Annotated in this window: 21 protein-coding genes; 9 read left to right on the top strand and 12 right to left on the bottom strand. The window is 71.9% G+C overall.

All coding sequences use genetic code 11. The features are described 5' to 3' along the window. Nucleotides 1–8: 8 nt before the first annotated feature. The 4 genes from AB1046_RS00400 to AB1046_RS00385 all read left to right on the top strand — a co-directional run bounded on the left by AB1046_RS00400 (nucleotide 9) and on the right by AB1046_RS00385 (nucleotide 3,120). Nucleotides 9–635: a DUF4126 domain-containing protein gene (locus AB1046_RS00400; RefSeq protein ID WP_369371808.1), complete on the top strand. Its 627-nt coding sequence runs from the start codon at nucleotides 9–11 to the stop codon at nucleotides 633–635. Continuing rightward, the gene (locus AB1046_RS00395) at nucleotides 619–1,722 is read left to right on the top strand and encodes a winged helix DNA-binding domain-containing protein (RefSeq protein ID WP_369371807.1); all 1,104 of its coding nucleotides are present in this window, start codon (nucleotides 619–621) and stop codon (nucleotides 1,720–1,722) included. The genes AB1046_RS00400 and AB1046_RS00395 overlap by 17 nt, the downstream gene beginning before the upstream one ends. 56 nt (nucleotides 1,723–1,778) lie before the next feature. After that, nucleotides 1,779–2,459 carry an SIMPL domain-containing protein gene (locus AB1046_RS00390; RefSeq protein WP_369371806.1) on the top strand — a complete coding sequence of 227 codons (681 nt, stop codon included), beginning with the start codon at nucleotides 1,779–1,781 and terminating at the stop codon, nucleotides 2,457–2,459. A 184-nt stretch (nucleotides 2,460–2,643) separates the two neighbouring features. Further along, nucleotides 2,644–3,120, top strand: a complete 477-nt coding sequence (locus AB1046_RS00385; RefSeq protein WP_369371805.1) for a TIGR03668 family PPOX class F420-dependent oxidoreductase — start codon at nucleotides 2,644–2,646, stop codon at nucleotides 3,118–3,120. 84 nt (nucleotides 3,121–3,204) lie between these two features. Here AB1046_RS00385 and AB1046_RS00380 read toward each other — a convergent pair whose 3' ends face one another. From AB1046_RS00380 to AB1046_RS00355, 6 genes are all read right to left on the bottom strand, one after another. Then, nucleotides 3,205–3,825 carry a 1-acyl-sn-glycerol-3-phosphate acyltransferase gene (locus tag AB1046_RS00380; RefSeq protein WP_369371804.1) on the bottom strand — a complete coding sequence of 207 codons (621 nt, stop codon included), beginning with the start codon at nucleotides 3,823–3,825 and terminating at the stop codon, nucleotides 3,205–3,207. 57 nt (nucleotides 3,826–3,882) lie between these two features. Next, nucleotides 3,883–5,154 carry an NAD(P)/FAD-dependent oxidoreductase gene (locus AB1046_RS00375; protein WP_369371803.1) on the bottom strand — a complete coding sequence of 424 codons (1,272 nt, stop codon included), beginning with the start codon at nucleotides 5,152–5,154 and terminating at the stop codon, nucleotides 3,883–3,885. 51 nt (nucleotides 5,155–5,205) lie between these two features. After that, on the bottom strand, nucleotides 5,206–5,598 hold the full coding sequence (locus AB1046_RS00370; protein WP_369371802.1) for a DUF1232 domain-containing protein: 393 nt from the start codon (nucleotides 5,596–5,598) through the stop codon (nucleotides 5,206–5,208). A 70-nt stretch (nucleotides 5,599–5,668) separates the two neighbouring features. Continuing rightward, entirely contained in the window at nucleotides 5,669–9,415 is a 3,747-nt protein-coding gene (locus tag AB1046_RS00365; protein ID WP_369371801.1) for a S8 family serine peptidase, read from the bottom strand. A 105-nt stretch (nucleotides 9,416–9,520) separates the two neighbouring features. Further along, nucleotides 9,521–10,204: a YdcF family protein gene (locus AB1046_RS00360; RefSeq protein WP_369371800.1), complete on the bottom strand. Its 684-nt coding sequence runs from the start codon at nucleotides 10,202–10,204 to the stop codon at nucleotides 9,521–9,523. Between the two features lie 191 nt (nucleotides 10,205–10,395). After that, nucleotides 10,396–10,707 (bottom strand): helix-turn-helix domain-containing protein, encoded by a 312-nt coding sequence (locus tag AB1046_RS00355; protein ID WP_369371799.1) that lies wholly within the window; start codon nucleotides 10,705–10,707, stop codon nucleotides 10,396–10,398. A gap of 181 nt (nucleotides 10,708–10,888) precedes the next feature. Between AB1046_RS00355 and AB1046_RS00350 the strand changes: the two genes are divergently transcribed. The 4 genes from AB1046_RS00350 to AB1046_RS00335 all read left to right on the top strand — a co-directional run bounded on the left by AB1046_RS00350 (nucleotide 10,889) and on the right by AB1046_RS00335 (nucleotide 16,999). Further along, the gene (locus AB1046_RS00350) at nucleotides 10,889–12,406 is read left to right on the top strand and encodes a DUF3375 domain-containing protein (RefSeq protein WP_369371798.1); all 1,518 of its coding nucleotides are present in this window, start codon (nucleotides 10,889–10,891) and stop codon (nucleotides 12,404–12,406) included. Continuing rightward, a complete protein-coding gene (locus AB1046_RS00345) occupies nucleotides 12,403–13,110 on the top strand; it encodes a DUF4194 domain-containing protein (RefSeq protein ID WP_369371797.1) in 708 nt (235 codons plus the stop codon). Before AB1046_RS00350 ends, AB1046_RS00345 begins: the two co-directional genes overlap by 4 nt. After that, a complete protein-coding gene (locus tag AB1046_RS00340) occupies nucleotides 13,107–14,516 on the top strand; it encodes an ATP-binding protein (protein ID WP_369371796.1) in 1,410 nt (469 codons plus the stop codon). The genes AB1046_RS00345 and AB1046_RS00340 overlap by 4 nt, the downstream gene beginning before the upstream one ends. Nucleotides 14,517–14,923: 407 nt before the next feature. Then, nucleotides 14,924–16,999 (top strand): SbcC/MukB-like Walker B domain-containing protein, encoded by a 2,076-nt coding sequence (locus tag AB1046_RS00335; protein ID WP_369375523.1) that lies wholly within the window; start codon nucleotides 14,924–14,926, stop codon nucleotides 16,997–16,999. 60 nt (nucleotides 17,000–17,059) lie between these two features. On the opposite strand, the gene cofE is transcribed toward AB1046_RS00335, so the two are convergent. The 4 genes from cofE to AB1046_RS00315 all read right to left on the bottom strand — a co-directional run bounded on the left by cofE (nucleotide 17,060) and on the right by AB1046_RS00315 (nucleotide 20,600). After that, nucleotides 17,060–17,842: a coenzyme F420-0:L-glutamate ligase gene (cofE, locus tag AB1046_RS00330; RefSeq protein WP_369371795.1), complete on the bottom strand. Its 783-nt coding sequence runs from the start codon at nucleotides 17,840–17,842 to the stop codon at nucleotides 17,060–17,062. A gap of 46 nt (nucleotides 17,843–17,888) precedes the next feature. Beyond that, on the bottom strand, nucleotides 17,889–18,881 hold the full coding sequence (locus AB1046_RS00325; RefSeq protein WP_369371794.1) for a TIGR03557 family F420-dependent LLM class oxidoreductase: 993 nt from the start codon (nucleotides 18,879–18,881) through the stop codon (nucleotides 17,889–17,891). Nucleotides 18,882–18,973: 92 nt separating this feature from the next. Continuing rightward, nucleotides 18,974–19,864 carry a hypothetical protein gene (locus AB1046_RS00320; protein WP_369371793.1) on the bottom strand — a complete coding sequence of 297 codons (891 nt, stop codon included), beginning with the start codon at nucleotides 19,862–19,864 and terminating at the stop codon, nucleotides 18,974–18,976. 10 nt (nucleotides 19,865–19,874) lie between these two features. Then, nucleotides 19,875–20,600, bottom strand: coding sequence for a DUF6597 domain-containing transcriptional factor (locus AB1046_RS00315; protein WP_369371792.1), 726 nt, complete (start codon nucleotides 20,598–20,600; stop codon nucleotides 19,875–19,877). 112 nt (nucleotides 20,601–20,712) lie between these two features. Between AB1046_RS00315 and valS the strand changes: the two genes are divergently transcribed. Next, nucleotides 20,713–23,466 carry a valine--tRNA ligase gene (gene valS, locus AB1046_RS00310; RefSeq protein ID WP_369371791.1) on the top strand — a complete coding sequence of 918 codons (2,754 nt, stop codon included), beginning with the start codon at nucleotides 20,713–20,715 and terminating at the stop codon, nucleotides 23,464–23,466. Nucleotides 23,467–23,626: 160 nt separating this feature from the next. Here valS and AB1046_RS00305 read toward each other — a convergent pair whose 3' ends face one another. Both AB1046_RS00305 and AB1046_RS00300 read right to left on the bottom strand, forming a co-directional pair. After that, nucleotides 23,627–24,133, bottom strand: coding sequence for a DUF1877 family protein (locus tag AB1046_RS00305; protein WP_369371790.1), 507 nt, complete (start codon nucleotides 24,131–24,133; stop codon nucleotides 23,627–23,629). 185 nt (nucleotides 24,134–24,318) lie between these two features. Then, complete coding sequence (locus tag AB1046_RS00300; RefSeq protein ID WP_369371789.1) at nucleotides 24,319–25,497, bottom strand: Vms1/Ankzf1 family peptidyl-tRNA hydrolase; 1,179 nt, start codon at nucleotides 25,495–25,497, stop codon at nucleotides 24,319–24,321. Between the last annotated feature and the right edge of the window lie 81 nt (nucleotides 25,498–25,578).

The following is a 25,578-nucleotide window of genomic DNA, read 5'->3' as shown; positions in this document are numbered from 1 at the left end:
TTCGAGGCATGCTCGAACTAGCCACCGGAACGGGACTCGCCTTGTCGGCGGGCCTCAACGCATGGATCCCGCTCATCTTCCTCGGCGTGCTCTCACGCTTCACGGACCTCGTGTCGCTGCCGAGCTCCTGGGCATGGCTGGAGAACGGCTGGGTCCTGGCGATCCTGACCGTGCTCCTTGTGCTCGAGTTCGTCGCGGACAAGATCCCGGTGCTGGACTCCGTCAACGACGTGGTGCAGACCGTCATCCGCCCCACCGCGGGCGGTATCGCCTTCGGCGCCGGGTCCATGTCCGAGACGGCGACGGTCACCGACCCGAGCACGTTTGTGCAGTCAGGTCAGTGGATCCCGATCGTGTCGGGCATCATCCTCGCCCTCGGCACGCACGCCGCGAAAGCAGGCGGGCGCGTCGTCGCCAACACGGTCTCGGGCGGTACTGCCGCGCCCGTGGTGAGTGTCGCGGAGGATGCGACGAGCATCGGCCTCGGGTTCCTGTCCATACTTGCCCCGCTCGCGATCATCCCGGTGCTGATCCTGTTCGTGATCGGTGTGATCCTGCTGATCCGAAGCCTGGTGAAGCATCGCCGCGCCCGAGCAGCAGGGCACGGCGGCGACGGCGATGCCTACTACGTCTGACGTGCGCGCGGTCCAGCGTTCCCGGCTCACCTCGGTCGGGCTGGGCAAGCTGCGCTCGCCCGGCACGGAGGACGACGGCGGCGTGGCCGGCGTCGTCGCCCGGCTGGGCGCCGTCCAGTCGCAGGAGCTGCACTCCTCCGCATGGGGCGTCGCGCAGCGCCTGGCCACCCCGGCCACGCTCGCCGAGGTCCAGGCCGCGCTCGCCGACGGATCGGTGCTGCGCACGCACATCCTGCGCCCCACCTGGCACTACGTGGTGCCCGATGACCTGGCGCCGCTCATGACCGCCACCGCGCCCCGGGTGCGTCGGCTGATGGCGTCGGTGGAGAAGGCGAACGGCTTCGACTACTCGATGCTTCAGGGCCGGCATGCCGTGGTCGCCGACGCCCTGGCCGCGGGCCCGCTGACCCGCAAGGAGATCGGCGCGGCCTTGGCCGAGGCCGAGGGCACGCCGCTGGACAACTGGCACCTGGGCCAGGTCATGATCCATGCGGAGCTCGACCTGCTCGTGGCGAGCGGGCCGATGCGCGGCAAGCAGGCGACCTACCGGCTGCTGCCGGAGCAGCAGACCTGGGACGAGGACGGGGCGTGCAGGCACCTGGCCCGGGTGTACGTCCGCGGGCACGGCCCGTGCCGTGCGGAAGACGTGGCCTGGTGGGGCAGCCTCACCAAGACCACGGCGCGGGCCGCGGTGGCCGACGCCGGACTCACTCGGCACGAGCTTGCCGGCCTGACTCTCTGGACCGACGGCGATCTGCCCGAGCCCGCCCCGGCAGGCACTGTTCGCCTGCTGTCGGTGTACGACGAGTTCTTCTGCCACGACTTCAAGAGCTGGCCCGACCCGACCAGCGACGGAGTTCCCAGCCGCTGGCTGTACATGGGCCTCGTGCTGCTGGACGGGCTGGTCGCCGGCGGATGGTCGCGCGCCCTGCGGGCCACCACCGTGGAGATCACCGTCGAGCTCACCGAAGAGCCGGCCCCCAAGGTCTGGGCGGCGATCGAGGCAGAGGCCGCGCGTTACGGGGAGTTCTGCGGGCTGGAGCCCGTCCTGACCCGCGGAACGGTGGGCAAGGGCACCATCGGCTGAGGTCGGCCCGGCCCTAAGGGTGGCGCAGGTCCGGGCGCAGTAGGCAGACTCCGTACATGACTCGCATCGCTGTCGAAGGCCAGGCCACGCGCACGCATCCCGCGGAACGCGGCACCGTCAACCTGCACGTCACGTTCTCGGGCACGCTCCGCAACGACGTCGTCGAGCAGGTTGCCCGGACCCACACGATCCTCGTGGAGCAGGCCAAGGCGCACGTCGCGACGGGCGCCGCCGAGCGGTGGGACTCGGCGTCCGTGCACTCGTACGTCTACGACGACCGGGTCAGGAACTCGGAGTCGGGCGGCAAGCAGCGGGTCCGGCGCTTCCGCGCCTCGGCGCGGCTGTCGGTCACGTTCCGCGACTTCGAGGCGTTGTCGACGTGGCTCGCCGACATCATGGATGTGGAGGGCGTCGAGATCAACTGGGTCTCCTGGGACCTGACCGACGAGACGCGCAAGTCCCTCCAGGCCGAGGCCCGCGTCGAGGCCGCCGGGGAGACAGTGGTGCGCGCGCAGTCGTACGCGGACGCACTTGGCCTCGGCCCGGTGGCGCCCGTCGCGATCTACGAGGCGGGCCTGCGCGGAGGTGGGGGTGGCGGCGGCAACGCCCCGATGTACGCCATGCGCGCCAGCGCCGCCGACAGCGGCGGCGCGCAGGTCGAGCTGCAGCCGCGCGACATCGACGTCGAGATCACGCTGTCCGCTGACTACGAGGCAGGCACCCCCGCCGAGGGCTGACGCCGTCCATCTGCTGCCTCCCTCTCACGCTCATCCAGGTGCGCGGCCCGTCCGGCTTGCCGAGGAAAGCCTCCTAGCCTCGGTGGGATTCCGCATTGCTTGCCGCAACTTGTTGCGGATAGGCGACGACAGGCGACGACGGGGCGGCCGACAGCCAACCGTCGCCGCAGGGCAGGATGGCGGAGTGCGCCTCGATACCGACGACTGCCGCTCGCGTTTTGCCGCGGCGCGGCACGCCTACCTCGCGACGGCCGACGCCGACGGCGTGCCACACGTCGTGCCGGTGACGTTCGCACTGATCAGCGCCGTGGGCGGCGCCGCGCTCAGCACAGGAGCGGGCGCGCCGGCGGCCGACGAGGTCGTCGTCGCCGTCGACCACAAGCCCAAGACCACGCGCGACCTGAAGCGCCTGCGCAATATCGCCGAGAACCCGCACGTCTCGTTCCTCGTGGACCGGTACGACGACGACTGGGCGCACCTCTGGTGGGTACGCGCCGATGGTGACGCCGTCGTCGAGCACGATGACAAGCCGGACGGCGCGCCCCGCGCGGCGGCGCTGGACGCACTCGCCGCCCGCTACCCGCAGTACCAAGAGCGCCGACCGGACGGCCCGCTGATCAGGGTGCGCGTAACCCGCTGGTCCGGCTGGTCGCACGGCTGAGCCACTCCCCTTCGAGACCCAAGTTACTCCGCTTTGAGGCGGCTCAAAGCGGAGCAACCTAGGGCTCAAAGGGGAGCCCGAGTGCTAGACGCCCTCGCCTGACGCCCCTGGCGTCGTCGAGCGGGGCTCGTCCTCCGAGCGGAGGCGCGGTTCCACGCGGTTGGCCGGCTTGACGCCCGTCTTGTCCTTGTAGAAGGCGCGGATCACGTCCATGTCGGCTCCGACGTCGCCGGTGATCTCAATGCTCGGCCCAAGGCCGGCGACCCGGGCGACGCCGTCGACGTACCCGAGCGTCACGGGAAGGCCGCTCTTCTGTGCGATGCGGTAGAAGCCCGACTTCCAGTAGCCCGACCCGGCGCCGCGGGTACCCTCCGGCGTCACGACGAGATGGAACTCCTCACCCCGGGCGACGGCGGCCAGGATCTCGTCGACGATGCTGGCCGGGTCGTTGCGGTCGACGGGAATGCCGCCCAGCGATCGCATGAGCCCCGCCATGGGCCCCTTGAACCAGGACTCCTTGATGAGGAAGCGGATCTTGAGGTCCATCTCGAACGCGATGGCCAACATGAGGAAGAAGTCCTTGTTGGACGTGTGCGGCGCCCCGATGAAGATGGTCGGCCTCGTCGGGGCGGGTCCCGAACGCATCCGGTAGCCGGTGCCGGCCCAGATCAGTCGTGCAACGGCCCGGCGGATGGTGCGTGACATCGTCGTCCTAGAGTCAGGGTTTTCGCGGAACCTGATTCTGACAGATCGCCGCACACCTCAACGACTCCGCCGCCCCAGGGGCAGCAGCGGACGCAGGCTGCTCGCGGCGAGGCGCAGCAGCCCGCGCGATCCGGCCGACTGCTCGTCGAACAGCATGAGAGCCACGTGCGCCATCGCCTCGTCCGACGTGGCGACCGCACGGGTCGCGATACCGGCCCAGAACTTGGAGCGCATGAGCTGCTGCGCCAGGTGGCACTCCCGGAAGTGCCTGGCGAACCGGCGGCGGTGCGCCCGCTCGAACCCGGCCAGCGCGTCTGGGAGCGCCGCACCCCGCCAGGACTCGCCCGAGCGCTGCAGCGCCCCTAGGTGCTCCGCGAGCTGCACGCCCGCCGCCATGCCGTAGAAGATGCCCTCGCCGCTCAGCGGGTTGATCGTCGCGGCCGCATCTCCGAGCAGCACCGCGGCGTGCCCCTGGGCCGTCATCGGCGTGCGGGCGGCGGCGTGCGGCAGCTGGTGGGCGGCGACCCGCTCCACCCCGGACACCTCGAAGCCGCGCCGCTGCAGATCCTCGACGTACAGGTCGAAGAGGTCCCGCAGCGTACGGCCGTGGCGCGCCGTCTGTCGCTTGAGGTGGTTCACCGGGATGCCGACGCCGAGGTTGGCGCCGTCGTCGGGCAGCGGGAAGACCCAGCCGTAGACCGGCAGGAGCGACTCCATGAAGTCGAACCGGAGGGTGTCGCTCACCGGCTTGTCCGGGTGCGTGACCTTCCCGTACGCGCGCATGGCGATGAGGGTGTGCCGCATCGCCGGGCGCTCGACACCCAGGGCGCGCCGCACGTTGGAGTAGGCGCCGTCGGCGCCGACTACGAGGTCGAAGCGGGCCGTGCCGTCGGACAGCGTGACCCGTTCACCGCCGCCGTCCGGGGCCAGGCTCTCGAACGAGACGCCCTCGCGCACCTCGGCGCCCGCGTCCCGGGCCGCGCCGAGCAGCAGGTCGTCCAGCTCGAGCCGCGGCGTCACGTATCCGGCGAGGTCATGGCCCTCCATGAGCGGGCCGCGTGCGAGCGCCTCAACGCCGCCCGGGCCGCTGATCGCCACCGACATCGGCATGTGGAACTGCCCCAGCTGCGCCGACAGGCCGAGCCCGTCGAGCACCCGACGGGCGCCCGGGCCGAGCCCGTCGCCGCAGGTCTTGTCCCGCGGGAACGTCGCCTTGTCGACCACCGTCACGTGCGCGTCGGGCAGCTCCCGGCGCAGGGCGATGGCCGTCGCGGCGCCAGTGGGGCCGCCTCCGACAACAAGAACCTGAGGTGCGTTGTCGCTGGTCACACCATTGACAGTAGACCGGCCGCTACCGGCGGACCAAAGCGGGCCGGGACGTCAGCGCCGGCGCTTGCGATCCGTCACGTCCTCCGCGGTGCCCGGGATCGTCTTGTCCGACGGCGACATCCCCGGCGCAGCGGTGCCCGACGACGAGGCGCCCGCCCCGGTACCGCCCGCCGTCGGGCCGCCCGTCGACTTACCACCCGACGTCGTGTCCCCGGCCGTGCCCGCTACCGGACGGTGCTTGCGGAACCGCTGCACCGCCTTGAACAGGGTGACCCCGGCGATGATGATCGCTATCGCGTCGTCGCCGAGACCGAGCGGCCCCAGCACGCCTTCCGAGAGGAGGTCGATCGGGCTGGCCACGTATCCGGCGCCCGCGACGAACGTGAGGATCTCCTGCCAGGTGAACTTCCTGGGGTTCTTGCCCCGCTTGTTTTCCTCGCGCATGCCCGGAACGTAACGGAGAACCGGGCGACTCGCCAGGGATGTACGAGTCGCCCGGTTCGTGATATCTACCTCAGTCGACCGCGTACGCCCGGATCACCGTCTCCGTGACGCGTCCGCCGTCGACGTCGGTGGCCTGGGCCTTGAGCGACACGTAGTCCGCACCCCGTGCGGCCTTGACCGTGGCGCGGAACGTGTCGCCCTTGCCGCGCTTCAGGTCTACCTCGCGCCAGCTCTTCCCGTCGTCGGACGAAGCCCACAGGCGCATGCCCCTGATGCTTGCGTCTGCGGATCCCTGATAGTCGGCCGACAGGACGAGCTTCGCCGTCCGGCCCACCGAGCCGTCCGGCCCCGACGGAACGCCGTAGTCGACTTGGAGCAGCGGAAGGGTCAGCGGCTCCTCCTCGGTGCCCCCGGTGGCGGAACTGAAGCGCCACTCGGTCGAGACCTTGGTCGACGTGCGCCACCAGGCACCGGAGTAGGCCGTGTCGAGCCGCATCCGGTACGGAGTGCGCGCCGCCGGCAGGTCCTCGGCAAACAACCAGGTCGAGCCGTCGGCGTCAGCCACGAGCTCCTGGCCGGCCCACAGTCGCAGCCGCGTCTGTGCGTCCTCGCCCGGCAACACGGGCATGGCGTGGCCCGCATCGTCCACATAGGTCGGGAACACCATGGCCATGGCGTTCCCGGCGCGCAGCGCGGCGCCTCCACCACCGTGGAACACCGGCGCCAGCAGACGGTCGGACGCCTTCTCACCCGGCTCGAAGCTCCGCGCAGCGCCCTCGAACAACCCGAAGAACGGGTCATCCTCACCGACTGACGCACTGGGCGAGTAGGACACGTCCTCGTCGGCCGACACGAACACAGTGCGCGTGTGGGGAGCCGGAGTCCTGCTCAGCACGCCCACCCCGCCCCCAGGCGTCCACACCATGCCGCCCACGTACGGGTCGGCACCCGGCGCAGGGGCCGTCACCGAGACCCGCAGCTGCCCGGTGTTGCGCCCGTTCGCGACGTACGAGATCGGCTCGTCGGCCACCGAGCCGTCCCGGTTGATGCCGAGCGCGTACGAGTATGACGGCACGGCCTTGCCCGCGACCGAGAGCATCACCGGGCCGGCGTCCAGCGCCGCCTGCAGCGAGTCCGCCTGCGCGGCGGGCACCCCGAAGACCGGGAGCGGCGCGGAGTCCAGCCAGTCCAGTACGTAACCCTTCTCGCTGCCCGCGACAAGGAGCGCCTCGACCCCGGCCGCCGCAGCGTCGTCGGCCACACCCTGCAGCGTCTCAGGGCCTGCATGCTCCACGAGCGCCCACGCACCGCCGGCGCCGTAGAAGTCCTCGCCGAGGCCGGCGTCAACCAAGGGCAACTCGAAGGTCCCGGTCATCGGCTCGGGCACGCCCAGCGCGACCAGGTCGAGACCGAGGTCACCCGCCTGCACGTCGAGAAGCTTCTCGTCGAGGAGCGCCGTCCACGACTGCTGGTAGTGCCCGGCTGCGGGCTCCGCCACCGGCATGGTGTACAGGTCGCCGAGCTCACCGAAGAACGTGTTGCCCATCCTGGACCCGTCGATGTCGTAGACAAGGTTCACGGCGGTAGTGCCGGAGTCGGTCTCCCGGGCCGTATCGATGGTGACGGGCTGCGCCGCCTCCCCGTCCACCACCAGTTCCGTGTCCTCGGTGACGTCAACGAGCGGGAAGGCCGCCGACGTGGAGCTCAGCGGGGCGAAGGCCTCGTCGGACACAACAGTGAAACCAGACACGCTGTACCGACCGGCGGGTACCCGTGCGGTGTAGGTGCCGCTGTCGTCGAACTCCGAGAACCTGAAGTAGTTCCAGTCATCGATCCCTTGGACCACAAAGAAGTCGTCCCCGGCATCAGCGGGGCTGCCGTCGAGGTCCGTGGCCCTGATCGTCAGGTCGAACAGCTCCGGCTCGTTGACGAAGCCGACAGTCGTACGAACCGTCCCGGCGTCGCCGGTCGCAGTGATCGCGCCGCCGATGTTGCCGATGCCGACCTCGGCCGGGTATGCCGTGACGTCGACGCTCGCGGTGCCGCCGGCCGGGACGGTCACGCTGTCCGCGCTCAGGGTCACGGCGCCCGGGGCGGGCTCGCCGTCGTCGGTGACGTCGACCGCCAGGTCGAGCACTGCGTCCGCGTCCCCCGAGTTCGTGTAGGTGACGGTCCTGGTGACCGGGTCCACGCCGTCCTGCGGGAACTCGAAACCGCCCAGCGAGACGGAGGCCGGGCTCGCCGTGACCTGCTGCCCGATGGCTCCCGGGATCCATACCCGGCCGGTGCCCTCCTCCCACAGGGAGTTACCGCCGGACTGAGCCGAGGACATGAGCGTCGACTTGACCTGCTGCCAGGTGAGGTCCGGGTGGGCCGAGAGCAGCACCGCCGCCGCGCCCGCCACGTGCGGGGTCGCCATCGATGTGCCGCTGGCGATGACGTACGAGTCGCCCACCGGTTCGCCCATCTCCGTTCCGGCAGCCCGCGCGGCAATGATGCCCATACCCGGCCCCGCGATGTCCGGCTTCAGCGCACCGTCCCCGGCCCGGGGACCGGCGCTGGAGAACTCCGCTCGCACGTCGTCGTCGTCCACGGCGGCAACGGCGAGGGCCGAGTCCGCGACCGCGGGCGGCGAGACCGTCCCCAGGCCCGGTCCGTCGTTGCCGGCCGCTGCCACCACGAGCACGCCGTACTGCTCGGTGAGCGCGTTCACCGCCTGGGACGCGGGGTCGGTGCCGTCGGTGTAGTTGCCCGACTCCCCCAGGCTCAGGTTGAGCACCTGGGCGCCCTCCTGGGCGGCCCACTCCATGCCGTCGATGATCCACGACCACTCGCCGGAGCCGGAGTCGTCCAGCACCTTTGCGTTGATGATGTCCGCGCCCGGGGCCACACCAGTCATGTCCGGGTCGGCGTCGCCGCTGCCCGCCACGATCGATGCGACGTGGGTGCCGTGGCCGAACCCGTCGGCCGGGTTCCCGCCGCCCGTGAAGTCGCGCGCCGCGACGACGCTCTCGTCAAGGTCGGGGTGCGTGGCGTCGACGCCGGTGTCGACGACGCCGACCGTCACGCCCTCGCCGGTGTAGCCGGCGGCCCACGCCTCCGGCGCCCCCACCTGCGGCGTCGAGTCCGCATCGAGGGCCTCGACCTTGCCGTCGAGCCACACCTTGGTGACGCCCGCGGCAGCAGCCCTGGCCCCGGTCCCACCCGCGGTGGCTGATGGAGCGCCCAGCTCGCCGAGCAGGCCCCACACGTTGGCGGGCCGGGTGCCCGCGCCGGTCGCGAGGTCGACCGAGCCCGCGACGGCACCGATGGACTGCAGGGTCCGCTCGGTGGTGACGCCGAGCCCGTCCCAGTCCGCGGCGTCGGCGGTCCTGGCCATCGCCGGGGTGGACTGCACGATGACGGGAAGCGAGCCGCGGCCCGCGGCGGCCAGCGCCGCGTCGTCGTACCCGGCCTCGATCAGGCCTGCGACGTCGAACAGTGCGAGGTCGAGAGTGTCCCCGACCAGTGGCGCGACGTCGGACGGGATCACGTAGTGCCGGGCGCCCTGCCGGAAGGAGTGGAAGGACACCGTGCGGCCGTCGGGCCGCGGTGCGGCAACGGGGACGAGCGTGAGGCCGTCCCCCGAGCCACGGACCGAGATCCGGTCGCCCGTGATCAGAGTGACGGTGTGCGTTGCGGGGCCAGCCGCGGCGGCCTGTGCCGCAGTTGCGCCGGGCGCCGAGCCCGGTGGACCTGCGGCAGGTGGGGTGAGGGCTGCGGCAGGCAACCCCCCGAGGAGAATTGCGGACAGTGCGGCAACAGCGACGCGGCGCATGGGGGCCTCTCCGTCGTGGGCGCCCACGACGGACGCGACCTGCGCCGAAGTTATCCGGACAAATCCAGCCGCACCACGAAAGTCACCCGCTCCGCGAGCCCTCGATCACACGTCGATCGGACGGCGGTCCTCCACCAGCCGCGACGTGTACCCGGCCGTCACGAGCCGGTCGAACGCGCCCACCACGTCGTCCGGCAGCTCCTCCTCGCGGGAGATGAACCCGAGGTCGGCGTACAGCGTGAGGCGCTGCGTCTCGCCGACGAGCATGTCGACCACCCGGTCGGCGTCGCCGATCGTCCGGACGTAGGCGTCGAGCGGCAGGGGGCGGGACACGCAGAGCACGTCGACCTCGGGCCACACGACCCGGCACGTCGCGAACGCGCGTCGCTGCTGGTAGGGGTGCGAGACGAGCAGCACGGAGGACGGCTCGACATTGTGGTCGGCGAGCAGCTTGCGGCTGTACTCCAGGTTCTCGCTCGTGTTGGTAGCGGTCGGCTCGACGAGCATGGCGCCGGCCTGGACACCCCGGGCGATGGCGTGATCGCGGTAGCCGAGGGCCTCGCCCTGGGGAAACGCGTCGACGGTGGTCGGTGCGTTTGCCCCGGTGAAGACGATCTGCCGGAACAGTCCTTCGAGGTAGAGGTCGGCCGTGTAGTCGGCCACGCCAAGGTCGTGACCGCCCAGGCCGATGCAGACGTCGACCGGTCGCGGCTCGTGCTGCAGGTCGTGGTACGACCACAGCGTCTCTACGTCCTCCCGCACTGCGACGGGGATCATGACGTTCGGCATATGACGACCATATTGCTCAGGGGAATCCGAGGCGCAACCTGAGTGTGCGGTCGCTCCCGAATTCCGCGGTAATTGCGTGGAATGTCCCATCTCGCAGGAAGGCGCGTTCAGCGCCTTCTCGCTAGCGTCTTCGCGCCCCCCGCGCAGCCGTCCCATACGTAGACAAGGTAGCGGACCGCGGCGAAACCGCCCTAGCGGACGGGGCCGTCGTCGCCGTCCGCCGTCCCCTCGACGGCGGCGATCTGGAGCGCGTCGTCCTCGAGCTTTCCCGAGAACAGGTCGTAATACTGCAGGTGGAGGTGGTAGCCGGCCCCGAGCGCGATCCGCCGGATCATCCCGAGCGTGGGCTCGATCTGCCCGGACTCGATACGGCTGATCGTCGACGTGGGCACGCCGGCCAGCACGGCCAGTGAACTCATGCTGAGCTCTCGCTCGGCTCGGATCCTGACAACGATCTGGGCTGCGGTCGTGAGCAAGGTGCCCTCCCGTCGATGCTCGGCCATCGAAACGTGCCATGACGCACGACAGGGCCAGCCGGGAAAGGTAAAGATCTGTTTTCCCGGCAAGCCCTGTAAGACCTGACTCTATACGTCTATGGCCGTCGCGGCTCATCGACGGGGCATGTGTCGCATATTTCCTTCGGGGGTGCCGAATCGACACATACGCCCACTACTCTCAGCCCTCATGGGTACTGCGAGCTCACCGGGCGACGCCGACGTGCCCCGGCAGGCCGCCGGGCACGGGGCGGGTCGTCGCGGCCAGGCGGCGCGCGGCGTACGCGCCCTTCTCCAGGAGCATCCGGCGTGGGTGCTGCTGCGGTCGAGGAACGCCGCGGCCGCCGTCGTGCTGCTGGACCGCAACCTCGGCGCGTCCCGCCGTCGGCTCCCGGTAGAGCAGCTCGCTGACCGAATCGACGACGACATCCCCGAGCTGCGCCGCGCCGGGTTCGAGCTGCCCTACTCCGGCTACTTCTACGTCTCCGAGTGGATCGACGAGGGCGTGCTGGTGCGCCGTCGTACCACGCCGGTCGCCGGCGAGCCGGGTGTGGAGACCGTCGAGCTGTCCGACGGCGCGCTGCTCGCCGTCCGGTTCGTCTCCCGGCTCAGCAGGCCGCACCCGGCGGTGACCCCGTCGCGGCTCGGCGCCGTGCTGACGAGCCTGCACACGCTGGCCGACGAGGCCGACCCCGATCCCGAGTCGCGCCTCGCGTCCCTGCTGGAGCAGCGCGCCGCCCTCGACGCCCGGATCGAGCGCGCCCGCCGCGGCGACGACCGGGCGCTGCCGCCGGACGCCGCCGTCGAGCGAGCCCGCGAGATCCTCGCCCTCGCCGGCGACATCCCCGCAGACCTGGCCCGGGTACGCAACGAGCTGGAGCGCACCGACCGCGAGCTGCGCCGCCGGCTCCTGGAGTCCGACGGTTCGCGCGACACGTTCCTCGACGACATCTACCGCGGCGTGGACCACCTCGCCGAGTCCGAGGCCGGTCGTGGCCTGGTCGGGTTCCGCGACCTGCTGCGGCAGGCGGAGCACACGGCGCAGGACGACGTCGGACGCGTGCTCGACAGCGTGCACCTGGCGCCCGGCGAGGCGTCCGCGCTGCGCCGCCTGCTGCCCACGTTGCAGGACGCCGCCGATGAGCTCACCGACACGATGGCCGTGCTGCGCCGCGCGCTGCAGCGCATGGTGCGGTCCGGCGAGCTCCCGGCCGAGCGTGCGCTGCGCCGCCTGATCGGCGAGGCGCAGGACGCGGCCCTGATCGCCGCCCCCGACACCGCGCCCGGCGTCGAGATGCGCCTCACGCTGCACACCGGCACGGTGGCCCCCTGGTCGGTGGGCGGCATCGTGCCCCACAACCCCGGCGGGGAGGACGTCGAGGCCCCGGCCGCGGCACCCGCCTCGCCGGCGCGGGCCGTCTCGCTGAAGGCGCTGCGGTCGCTGGCCCGCGACTCCGAGATCGACGTCGACGAGCTGCGCGGGCACGTGAACGAGCGAGTCCGGCAGGTGGGCCGCGCCACCGTCGCCTCCGTGCTCGCAGCGCACCCCGCGACCCAGGGTGCCGCGAGCGTGGTCGGGCTGCTGATGCTCGCCGAGCAGAACGGTTCGCCTACCGGCAACCGCGACGACGTGCACTGGCGGTCCGATCGCGGCGTCGCACGGCGGGCCGTACTTCCCCAGCACCAGTTCGAGGAGCAAGTCCCGTGACAGAACCCGACGTGACCGGACCCGCAGACCTCCGCAGCTCCCGCCCAGGCCGACCGGCCGGCGGCCGCGCGCAGTCCGCGCCGTCGAGCACCGGTGGCCAGGCCGTTCAGGAGAGCGGCGACGGCGGTGGTGGAGTCCGCCTCTGGCCCGGCGACCACGGCACCCTGCCGGCACCCGCGCGCCACGCGCTTGCCCGGCTGGTGCGCGGTCCCTACCTGGCGGAGGAGTCCGACCCGGACATCTGGCGCGCGCTGCTGACCAACGAGGACGTGGTCCGCGAGCGCCTCGCCGACCAGTACCTCGACCTCGTGGTCGACGCCGACGCGCAGGTCGCGTTCGTGCGCGACGTCCCGGCCGCTGACACACCCCAGGTGGTGCGCGAGGTGACGCTGACGTTCCTCGACACCGCGCTGCTGCTGCACCTGCGCGCCCTGCTGCTCGACTCGGCGGACGGGCGCGTGGCGATCAGCCGGGACGAGGCGGCCGATCACCTCGGCGCGTACCGGCGTCGCGGCGGCGGCTCGCCCATGGACTTCACCCGCCAGCTGGACGCGACGTGGGCGCGGCTGATCGAGTCAGGCATGCTGGAGCCGCTCAGCGGGGACCGGTGCGTGGTCTCCCCCGTGCTGCGGACCGTGTTCGGCGCGGACCAGGTAGCGGCGCTGAGCGCCGAGTACGCACGGCTGGCAAAGGAGAGCGCATGAAGACCCCGCACCCCGGACAGTGGCGCCTCGCGCGCATCGAGCTGGTCAACTGGGGCACGTTCTCCGGGCACCACGCGGTACCGGTGCCGCGGGACGGGTTCCTGCTCACGGGCCATTCGGGCTCGGGCAAGTCGTCGCTGGTCGACGCCGTCGCAGCGGTCCTGACCCCGCCGGAGCACCTGCGGTTCAACGTGGCCGCGGCGGGCACGGGGGCCGCCGAACGCGAGGCCGGTGACCGCGACGTGGTCTCGTACGCGCGCGGCGCATGGCGGCACCGCACCGACGAGAGCACTGGCGAGGTCGTGGCCGACCACCTGCGCTCGGGTGCAACCTGGTCGGGCATCCTGCTGCGGTACTCGAACGGCACGGATGCCCTCGACGGCACCGTGACCCTCGTGCGCCTGTTCCACCTCACACGGGGCTCGTCGACGCCGTCGACGCTGAACGTAGTGGTGCGGGGCGAGGTCGGGCTGCTGGACTTCGAGCGGTACGTGCGCTCCGGACCCGACGTCGCGGGTGTGACCGGGGCCTGGCCCGACGCGACGGTGAGCGAGCGGCACGGGCCGTTCGCCGCGGCGTTCACCCAGGCCCTCGGCATCAGCTCGGAGCAGGCGCTGGTGCTGCTGCACCGCACCCAGTCGGCGAAGAACCTGGGCAGCCTGGACGACCTGTTCCGCGGGCACATGCTCGACGAGCCGGGCACGTTCGAGCTGGCGGCGCAGGCCGTGGGCCAGTTCGCGGACGTCGCCCGGGCCTACGCCGACATCGAGACCTCACGCCGGCAGATCGAGCACCTGAGCCGGCTCGCAAACCTGACCAAGGCGTACGACGACGGCTCGGCCGCCGGCGTGCGCGCCGCGACCCTGCGCGGCTCGCTGGAGACGTTCAAGGACGCGTGGAAGCTCGACCTCGCGCGTGGCGCACTCGCGGAGGCACGCGCGGCGGAGGAGCGCGCGCAGCACCACCGCCAGGCCGCCGACACCGAGGTCGACGTCGCCGCGAACACGCACCAGCAGGCCGTGAACGTGCTCGGCGCCCGCGGTGGGCAGGCGCTCGCCACGCAGGCCGACCGGCTGCAGCGCGCCGGTGAGATCGCCGCGCTGGTCCGCACCCGGCGGGGCGAGCTCACCACCGACCTGCGGTCCGTGGACATGACCATGCCCGAGACGTTCGCTGAGTTCGCGGCGCTCAAGGAGAAGGCCCGCTGGGAGCTCGGCGGTGTACGCCGCTGGCCACCGGCGCGGTGCCGACGCTCACCGGCGCCCTGCCCGTCGTCTCGACGGGGCAGCTGGCCACCGTGTCGACCGGTCCGGTCCCGTCGGTCGCCACCGGGGCGCTGTCCTCGGTCGCCACGGGAGCCATCACCGCTGTCGGACGTTCTCGTGCCCCCGAGGCACTCGACGTGAACATCCAGGACGTGCTGGCCGCGCGCTCCGCCGTCGGGCAGCGGCACGAGGCCGTTGCCGGGCGGATCCACGCCGTGCGGCAGACCCAGACCAACGTCCCGGCCGAGCTGGCGGCGGCCCGCAGGGCCGTCGCTGAGGCCGCGGGCCTCGACGTCTCCGTGCTGCCGTTCGCGGCCGAGCTGCTGCGGGTCCGGGAGGAGGACGCCGACTGGCGCCCCGTGATCGAGGACGTCCTGCGGCCGCTGGCCACGCTCGTGCTGGTCGCCCCGGCGCACCGCGCGGCCGTCGCCGCTGCCGTGTCGGCGGGGCCGGGCCTGCGCTACCGCGTGGTGGGTGTGCGCAACGACGCGCCTCGCTCCACGGAGGAGGCGTCGCTCGTGCACAAGGTCGAGGTGAAGGACAGCCCGATGTCGGGCTGGCTGAACCGACGCCTGTCCGAGCAGTACGACTACCTGTGCGTGGACGACCCCGCCGGGCTCGACCAGCACGAACGCGCCGTGACGCGCGAGGGCCTGATCAAGCACGGGGCGGAGGAGATCGAGCAGCCGCTGCTGCCCGGTGTCGAGGACTGGACGCTCGGCTGGGACGCCGACGACCGGCTCGACCAGCTCCTGGAGCTCGCGCGCGAGACGCAGGCCCGCCTCGCGGAGGCCGACGCCGCAGTGGCCGACGCCGTCGCCGAGCAGCGCGAAGCCGTGCGCCGGCAGCTCACGCTGCGGCACGTGGCCCGGCGCGAGTGGCGCGAGGTCGACATCGAGACGGCCGAGGCGGACCTGACCGACGCGCAGGCGTCGTTCGACCGGCTGCTGGACGGCACGATGGACCTGCTGCAGGCTTCGCAGGACGTCGCGGCGGCCGAGACCCGGCTCGATCAGGCCCGGGCAGCTGCCGCGATAGCCGCCGACGACCTCGCCGAGGCCCGCGCCCACCGCCGCTCCCTGGAGCGGATCGTCGCCGACCTCGGTGACGCCCCGACCAACGCGATCCCGCTCGCGCACCGCGAGGAGCTGGAGAAGCGGTACTCCGCCGTCCGCAAGACGGTCACGCACGAGGTGATCGACGACGTCTCGCTCACCGTGTCCCGCACGCTGGACGCGGAGCGCGAGGCCGGGCTGCGCACATCGGGGGCCGCCGAGCGCGAGATCGTCGGTGTGCTCGCGGAGTTCCGACGGCGCTGGCCCGCCATCACGCGCGACCTCACGGCGCAGGTCGGCGACCGGTCGCGGTACCTCGAGGTGCTGGAGCGCATCCGCACGTCCCGCCTGCCCGAGCAGGAGGCCCGGTTCTCGGACCTCATGACCGACCAGGCGCGCCGCGCCCTGCGCAAGCTTGCCGCCGAGATCCGGCAGGCGCCGGCGACCATCCGCGAGCGGATCGTCGGGGTCAACACGTCCCTGCGCCGCTCCCCGTTCGACACGGACCGATACCTGGAGATCCGGGTCAAGGAGCGCCGCCCCGCGGCCGTGGAGGAGTTCCTCCGCACGCTCGACACCCTCACGGGCGACACCGAGCCGGAGTACGAGGTGCTGGAACGGCTGGTGCGCCGCCTCGGGTCGAGCGACCCCGCGGACCGCGCCTGGCGCGCGCTGTGCCTGGACACCCGGCGACACGTGCACTTCACGGGCGTCGAGGTCACCGCCGGTGGCATCGCGCTGGCCGTGCACGACTCCTCCGCCGGGCTCTCCGGCGGCCAGCGCCAGAAGCTCGTCGTGTTCTGCCTGGCCGCGGCCCTGCGGTACCAGCTGGCCGGCGCTTCCGACTCCGCCGCGCCGGCCTACGGCTCGATCCTCCTGGACGAGGCCTTCGACAAGGCCGATACCGCGTTCACCCGCACCGCCATGGACACGTTCGCGGCGTTCGGGTTCCACATGATCCTGGCGACGCCGCTCAAGCTCCTGCAGACCCTTGAGGACTACGTGGGCGGCATCGGCCTGGCGACCTGCAAGGAGATGCGCGAGTCGCGCGTCGACGTGGTGCTGCTGGAGTCCCCGCTGACCGCGGTCGAGCCGGTCCCTTCGGCTACCCGGGGCGGGGCGGGGAAGCCGGCCGCGACCCCGGCTCCGGCTCCGGCTCCGGTGGTGCGGACGGCTCCACCCGCGCCGTCGGTTCCGGCTCCGGCCGCTCCAGTTGCGCCGGCCAGCCCGCCGACGTCGGACACCCCAGTGGTGCCGACTGCACCGGCTCCCCAGGCCGCACCGGTGACGTCCGCTCCTCCGGCAACGCCGGTTGTTTCGGTGACTCCGGCGACCCCAGCCGCGGATACCAGCACCGCTACTCCGACCCGCGGGCTGCCCGCGGTGCCGCCTCCCCCGCCGCCTCCGCCTCCGGCGCCCGCCCAGGTGGAGGCGGCGGCGTCGGACACCAGCGTGGGCAACGGCGCGGACAACGAACCCGAGCCGGACTGGTCCGTGACCGTGACCCCGGAGGAGACGAACGGCGCCTCGCCGATCGTCAAGATCACGACCCGCCGCCCGTCCCTCTGACCGCCCGGACCACGCCCCTGACTCGCCATACCGAGTACGTCGAGTCAGGGGCGTAGTCCGTCAGCGCCTGTCAGCCGCGCCGTCGGCCAGGCCGCGGGCGTACGCCTCGGCCGAACCCTCGCGGAACAGGTCGTCGGCGCTGCCGCGCACGAGGACGCGGGCGCCCGGGCCGTCGTCGTCCGTGACAAAACGGCCCATGCCCCGCACGACGGCGACGGCGCGCCCGCTCGACTTGCCCCGCACCAGCTCGGACGCGGCGGCGATCTCGTCGACGACGGCGGTGACGGTCACGCTCAGCGGCCGCCCGTGGGCGTCGGTGCTGCCGCGCAGGTCGTCCGTTGGCGTGATCCCGGCGGCGCCGATCGCTATATCGACCAGGGCGTCGCGCCACGGCCGGCCCGCCGTGTCGGTGACGACGACGCCGATCCGTCGCAGGCCCAGGCGCTGGGTGAGCGCGGTGCGGATGGTGCGGGCCGAGACGTCCGGGTCGACGGGCAGCAGCAGGACGGTGCCCTCGGGTGTGTTGCTCGCGTCCACACCGGCCGCCGCCATGACGAGCCCGAGCTTGTTCTCGACGATCCGCAGCGGTGGCAGGCCGGGGCGCTCACGCTGAGCGACGATCCGGACGGTCTCGTCGGTGATGGCCTGCTCCCGGTCGTCGGCGGCGACCACCCGGCCTTCCGCCTTGGAGACGATCTTCGAGGTCACGACGACGACGTCGCCGTCGCGCGGTTGATCCTGCTCCTCAAGTCCCGCCAGGAGGTCGGCGATCAGCTCGCCGAGGTCGTCGCCGGGAGTGATCTCGGGCAGCCCGTCAGGGGCCCAGACGCTGAGTCGTTCCACGGGACCATCCTCACACCACGGCGGGGTGCCAAGGCTATGAGTCCGCTCACCGCACCAGCTTCGGGAGCACCTCGCGGCCAAACGTCTCGATCCACTCGCGCTGGTTGCGGCCAACGTTGTGCAGGTAGATGCGGTCGAACCCGAGGTCGACGTACCTCTGGATCGACGCGCGATGCTCGTCCGGGTCGGCGGAGATCAGCACACGCCCCTCGAAGTCCTCGGGGCGCACCATCCGGGCCAGCTGCGCGAAGTCGTGCGGCGAGCGGATGTCGGACCGCGGGAACCGCATGCCGCCGACCGGCCACTCCGTGAGGGCGTTCGCCACGGCCTCGTCGTGGGTGGGCGCCCAGGAGAGGTGCAGCTGGAGCGCCTTCGGCATCCGGCCCGGGTCGCGGCCGGACTCGCGGGCGCCGTCGGCGAACCTGGTGAGCAGGGACGACATCCGATCCAGGGGCGCGGCCTGGGTGATCAGCCCGTCCGCCGTCCGCCCGGCGCGGCGGGCGGTGACGGGACCCGCCGTCGCGACCAGGATCTCGGGCGCGGCCTCCGGCATGGTCCACAGCCGCGTCGACTCCAGCCTGAAGTACGTGCCGGTGTGCTTGACGTCCCGCCCGGCCAGGGACCCGGCGAAGAGCTTCTTGATGATCTCCACCGCCTCGAACATGCGGTTGATCCGCTCGGCCGCCTCGGGCCAGTAGCCGCCCACCACGTGCTCGTTGAGCGCCTCCCCCGACCCGACGCCGAGCCAGTGCCGGCCCGGGTTCATCGCCGCGAGGGTCGCGGACGCCTGAGCCACCACCGCGGGGTGCCAGCGGAACGTCGGCGCCGTCACCGGACCCAGGTCGCCCGACGTGTGCTCCGCGGCGGCCGCCAGCACGTTCCACACGAAGCCGGCCTGACCCTGCTGCGGGGTCCAGGGCTGGAAGTGGTCTGCGGCCATGACGCCGGAGAAGCCGTGCGTCTCCGCGAGCGCCGCCAGCTCCACCGCCTCGCGGGGCGCGAACTGTTCGAGCATCGCGGCATAACCGATGGTCACCACGCGGACCAGCCTAAGACCCGGCCCACCGTGGTCACGGCCATCCGGGACTTCCTCAAGTCCTGACCGCAGCAGGCAGGTCCACTGACAACCGTTCAGAGCCGGCCGTGCTGCCGAAGCGTCTCCAGCGCGCCGAGGGTGACGATGCCGCGCCACTCCACGGTCTGCCCGGGCGACCAGTGCGCGAAGTCGAAGTCCCAGCCGCCGTCCTCCAGCTGCTCCTGCTCCAGCCGGTCCAGCTCCGCCGAGATCTGGGCGTCCGTGAACAGCGCCCGGCTAGGTGTGCCGGGTGTCGGGGACAGCAGGAGCGGGGTGAGCTTCTCGTCCTCGATCCCGCCGCCGAGGGGGATCGTCCCGTCCTCGCGCAGGGCCGGCCGCAGCAGTTCGACGGCGGCGGCCGCGCGGCCCGGCTCGGGTACCGCGTCGAGGAAGTGGAGAGCGAAGTGCACCGTGTAGCCGCCCATCGCGGTCCCGCCGGCCAGCGTGTTCTCCTCCAGCTGTCCCCAGCACCACTGGGTCGCCGCATCGAGGAAGGGGTGCTCCACGCCGAGCTTCCACAGGTGGGCGGCTACCGCGAACGTCAGCATCCCGTCCTCGCTCGGCACCATCCACGGCGCGGCCGGGTAGTCGACGGCGGTCGGCAGCACGTGCGGCACCCGCCCGTCGGGCAACGCGACGGAGGCCAGCCAGTCGGCGGTCTCGGTGGCCAGGGATGTCACCGCCGGGTCGGCGGCGGCGCCCAGCTCGGCCAGCACCTCGAGCGCGGACAGCGCGCCGGACACCTGGCTGTCGGGCCCGCGCAGGTCGGGCTCCAGGGCGTGGCCCCATCCGCCGTCGTCGTTCCGGTAAGGACGTAGAGCGTCCAGGACCCGTCCGGCCGGTGCGTCGTCGAACAGCGCCGCCAGGCGGTGCCGCTCCAGGAGGCGGGCGTCGTCGTAGATGAACCGCTTGGCGGCCTCGATGTTGATGCGGGTAGTTGTGCTCATGGCATTGACGCTAGGCCGCCGTGAGGGCGGCGTCTTCCAGGAATCGGACGGGTGTGAGGCCGGTCAGGCGACGCACCTCGTCGGACATGTGCGCCTGGCTCGCGTAGCCCGCCGCGGTCGCTCGCTCCGCCAGGGACGTGGGCGAGGACAGGGCGATCAGCCGCCGCAGCCGGGCCACGCGGCCGAGCATCTTGGGCCCGTAGCCGACGGCGTCCACGGTGCGGCGGTGCAGGTGCCGCTCGCTCACGCCCAGCTCCTGCGCGACGCCGGAGATCCGCGACCCGGGCACGCCGAGCCGCCGGGCGGCCGCCGCGACCAGCCCGTCGCGCTCCGCCTTGCGCTGCAGCACGGTGCGGGCAAGCACGTCCAGCCGCCGGGCCGGATCCGCCGCACCGAGCGTTTCGGCGAGCGCAGGGCCGACGTCGGGCCACACCTCCGCCAGCGGCACCCGCAGGTCGCGTACCTCCGACGCCGGGATGCCCAGGACGGCGCCCGCCGCACCGGGCCGCAGCCGGATTCCGCTGGTGCGGGTCACCGGCCGCGCGGCGTCAGCCTGCGCGACGACCGGGCCTGTGTCGGCGCCGACGACCACCAGCTCGCCGTCGAGCCAGACCAGGTCCACGCAGCCGTCGGGGATGATCCGCTGCTCGTGGCCGGGCGGCGCCTCGTGCTCCCACAGGCACGCCACGACCGGCAGCAGGCCGGTCGGCGGTGCGAGCTCGCGGTAAGGGGTCACGAGAACAACGCTACGCGGGGCCTCTGACACCCTGCCGGGCGAGCCCAGCAGGGTGCCCGGTACCTGTGGACAAGGTGCATTCGGCTTGCTCGAATCTGGGACACTGGTGCGCATGAGCATTCCTGCCTCCACCGGGCCGACGGACCCGGCCACGACCACACCCGCCCTCGACTCGCCCGCTGCCTCGGTAGCCGGCGCCGACGTCGTACGCGCGGTGGTCAAGGAGGTACCGGACAAGGTCAGCACGGACGGGCTGGAAGCCAAGTTCGACGAGCGCTGGACCGCCGAGCAGACCTTCGCCTTCGACCGCACCAAGACCCGTGCCGAGATCTACTCGATCGACACCCCGCCGCCCACGGCTTCGGGGTCCCTGCACGTGGGGCACGTGTTCAGCTACACGCACACCGACATCGTGGCGCGCTTCAAGCGCATGCGCGGCCTCGAGGTCTTCTACCCCATGGGCTGGGACGACAACGGCCTGCCGACCGAGCGCCGCGTCCAGAACTACTACGGCGTGCGCGTCGACCTGTCGCTGCCCTACGACCCGGGGTTCACCCCGCCGTTCGAGGGCACGGACAAGAACGTCAAGGCAGCCGACCAGGTCCCGATCAGCCGCCGCAACTTCGTCGAGCTGTGCGAGCGCCTGACGGCCGAGGACGAGAAGCAGTTCGAGGAGCTGTGGCGTCGCCTCGGTATCTCGGTGGACTGGGCCCAGACGTACCAGACCATCGGGGACGTCTCGCGCGCCACCGCGCAGCGCGCGTTCGTGCGCAACCTGCAGCGCGGCGAGGCCTACCAGGCCGAGGCACCGGGTCTGTGGGACGTCACGTTCCAGACCGCCGTCGCCCAGGCCGAGCTCGAGGCGCGGGACTACCCGGGCCACTTCCACCGGGTCGCCTTCCACCAGGCCGACGGTGCGCCCATCTACATCGAGACCACCCGGCCGGAGCTGATCCCCGCTGTGGTCTCGCTCATCGCGCACCCCGACGACGAGCGTTACCAGCACCTGTTCGGCACCACCGTGACCTCCCCGCTGTTCGGCGTCGAGGTCCCCGTGCTCGCGCACCACCTGGCCGAGCCGGACAAGGGCGCGGGCATCGCGATGTGCTGCACCTTCGGCGACCTCACCGACGTGCAGTGGTGGCGCGAGCTGCAGCTGCCGACCCGCTCGATCATCAACCGCGACGGCCGCATCACGCGAGAGGTGCCGGAGTGGCTCGCGGGCGGTCCGGGGGCCGAGCTGTTCGAGGCCGAGGTCGCGGGCAAGACCACCTTCAGCGCCCGGAAGGCGATCGTCGACGCGCTCACCGCGACGGGCGACATGCCGACCGAGCCGGTGGCCACGCAGCGCAAGGCCAACTTCTTCGAGAAGGGCGACAAGCCGCTCGAGATCGTGACCTCGCGCCAGTGGTACATCCGCAACGGCGGGCGGGACGCGACGCTGCGCGAGGAGCTGCTGGGCCGGGGCAAGGAGCTCGACTTCCACCCCGACTTCATGCGGGTGCGGTACGAGAACTGGGTCAACGGCCTCAACGGCGACTGGCTGGTCAGCCGCCAGCGGTTCTTCGGTGTCGCGATCCCGCTGTGGTACTCGATCGACGCGAACGGCGAGGTCGACTACGACCACCCGATCGTGCCGGCCGAGGACTCGCTGCCGATCGACCCGACCTCGCAGGCGCCCGTCGGGTACACGGAGGACCAGCGCGGCCAGGCCGGCGGGTTCGTGGGCGATGCCGACGTCATGGACACCTGGGCCACCTCGTCCCTGACCCCGCAGATCGTGGGCGGCTGGGAGCGGGACCAGGACCTCTTCGACCGCGTCTACCCGATGGACCTGCGCCCCCAGGGACAGGACATCATCCGGACGTGGCTGTTCTCCAGCGTGGTGCGCTCGCACCTGGAGAACCGGGTGCTGCCCTGGAAGAACGCGACGATCAGCGGCTGGATCCTCGACCCGGACCGCAAGAAGATGTCGAAGTCCAAGGGCAACGTCGTCACGCCGATGGACCTGCTGGTCGAGCACGGCTCCGACGCGGTGCGCTACTGGGCTGCGTCCGCTCGCCTGGGCACGGACGCGGCGTTCGAGGTGGGCCAGATGAAGATCGGTCGCCGCCTGGCGATCAAGGTCCTCAACGCCTCGAAGTTCGCGCTGGCGTTCGGCGGTGAGGCGGGCAGCGAGATCGCGCTCGACCCGGCGGCCGTCACGGTCGCCCTGGACCGCTCGATGCTCGCGGGGCTGGCGGGTGTCGTCGAGCAGGCCACGGCCGCGCTCGACACCTACGACCACACCCGCGCGCTCGAGCTGACCGAGACGTTCTTCTGGACGTTCTGCGACGACTACCTCGAGCTCGTCAAGGACCGCGCCTACGGCGCGGGTGCAGACTCGGCGAATCTCTCCCCGGAGACGACGTCGGCCCGCACCACGCTGGCGATCGCGCTCGACACCATGCTGCGGCTCCTGGCGCCCTACCTCCCGTTCGCCACGGAAGAGGTCTGGTCCTGGTGGCGCGAGGGCTCGGTGCACCGCGCGCCCTGGCCCGTCGCGGACCCGCTGCGTGCGGCCGCCGGCGACGCCGACCCGGCCGACCTCGCAGCTGCGGGTCACGCCCTGGCTGTGCTGCGCAAGGTGAAGTCCGAGGCGAAGGCGTCGATGCGTACGCCGATCCTGGCGGCCTCGCTGGCCGTCCCGGCCAGTTCGCTCACCGCCGTCGAGACGGCTGTGGAGGACATCAAGGCCGCGGGCCGCGTGACCGGGACGCTCGACCTCGCGCCCGCCGCGGAGGGCCAGGGTGACCAGGCGGTCCAGGGCGGCATCGTCGTGACGTCGAGCGAGCTGGGCGAGGCCCCGCCGCGCAACAAGGGCTGACCCTACAGGCCAGACGACTTCGGTCGGTTGCTCGGCGCCCTTCCGCGACTTCGGTCGGTTGCTACGAGATCGGTCGTTTGATTGACCGATCTCATCGCAACCGACCGAAGTCGTGCAGCCTGCCGAGCAACCGACCGAGGTCGGCGAGACACTGCTTGAATCAGTTGAGCATCAGGACCACGGCGTCGCCCGCCTTGGCGGCAGCGCCGTAGAACGCTGCGAGCTCGCCGTACGCCTCCGCAAGGCGTGCGGCGTCGACCTCCGCGACGTGCTCGTCCGGGTTCGGGCAGACATCCTCGTCGCAGACGAGTGCGGCGTCGGCCAGCGGCGCCAACGCGTCGAACGACGTGCCGCCCAGGAAAGCGGCAGCCTTCTCCACATCCTCGGGACCCAGGTAGCGCACCGGCTTGATGCCGTCGGTGGAGCCCAGTGCGGCACCACCCTGCACCGGGTCCACGGGCATCTTGCCGTGGACCAGCAGCGCCGTGTGGAGCGGGCCCCACACGGTGCCGATGCTGAAGTACCTCGCCTCCTGCGCCGGAAGGTCCATCTGGACCCACTCCCCGGCGAGCTCGTCGATGTGCTCCAGCGCCCAGGTCAGATCTGTTCGTGCCTTGTCGAAGTCGTCCGCGGCGAGCCGCGCGTACTCACAATGAATCATCCCCATGGCCCAGGACCGTACCGATAATGCGTTTCCCTGTGTATGGGCAAAACGGACACATTCTCGTGCAACATTTTCTCAAACGCGGAAAATCGGAAATTCCAGCCCGATTGGCGCCCGTTCTGGGGGCCTTTATGGGGCTCCCACAGCCCGAAGTTCACCCGCCCTTTATGTCTGGAACGGGACGGTGGTCAGTGCAGCCGCCGGTCGTCACCCGACATGCTCGCCAGCGCTTCGGTGGGTGTGCCGTCGTCACGCCAGCGCAGCGTCGCGGCGACGCCGTCCATCAGGTCGGCCGAACCCTCGGGCGCGAACGTCAAGCCGGCGTCCTGCCCCACCGCCGCACGTACCAACGCGACGCTGGCCGGCAGCTCCTCCAGCCGCTCCGTGACGCCCAGGGCCTCGAGGTCGGACCGGTACGCCGCGATGTGGATCGGGTCCGGGCCGATCCAGAGCTTGCGACCGTTCATGGGCGCGTTGCCGGTGCCGTACTCCTCGGCCAGCACAAGCTCCTTGACCTGGCCGCGGGCGAGCACCGCTACGACGTCGTCGACCGACGTCACGGCGTTCCCCTCCCGGCCCAGCTCACGCCGCAGCTCCGCCAGGACCCGCTCTCGCCGCCGCTCCCGGTAGGAGTCGAGCGCCTCACCGACCCGCTCGGCGAACGCACCCTCGTGCACGCCGGAGCCGCGACCGCCGCCCGACACCTCGATCGTCTTCTCCGCGGTGGCCGAGTCCAGCGCGCCGCGCACCAGCGCCAACGCCCGCTTGTCCCCCGTGAGCAGCACCAGCTCTGCCCTGGTCTCCCCCACGAGGCGCTCGATCTCGGCCGCGACGGCGTCCGCGTTGCGGTCCCACGAGTCCTCGGCGCGAGACTCGATACGCGCGCGCTTGACGCCGTTGGACCCGGACTTCTCGATCTCGTCGTGCGGCCCCTGGAACGTGCTGTGCACCTTGCCGGCCGCGCCAGCACGGACGAAGTCCGCCCCCTGCCGGTCGACGGCCACCTTGAGCAGCTCCACGGACTCGTCCGCGGCGAGCGCGGCCTGCAGCAGCGCGGGTACGGCCGCCCACGAGCTCGTCGTGGCGCTCGGCGGGCTGCTCACCACGCGGTCCACCAGCACACCCGACTGGTCGGCGATGACCACCCGGCCGTGCGGGCCCGGGACCCTCGTGGGCCGCAGGACCACCTCTTCGATCGCATCCAGGACGGCGGCCGGGGCGCCCTGCTGCCCCAGGGCCTTGCGTGCCGAGTTCCAGCGACCCTCAACATCACGTTCGGCTGCCTGCTCGGACGGCGTCGCGTCCAGGTGCAGTGTCACAAAGGGGCCGGTGTGGCCGAGGAGGGGCTTGAGCCAGTCGATCTTCATACGAACCTCCGCATCTCCCGCCGAGGTCGAGATGATGCCCTACCGCATTACCACGCCCCGGCGTTCCCTCCCAGGAAACGA

This window comes from Promicromonospora sp. Populi (assembly GCF_041081105.1).
Lineage (GTDB): Bacteria > Actinomycetota > Actinomycetes > Actinomycetales > Cellulomonadaceae > Promicromonospora.
This window is presented reverse-complemented; position numbering and strand designations above follow the sequence as displayed.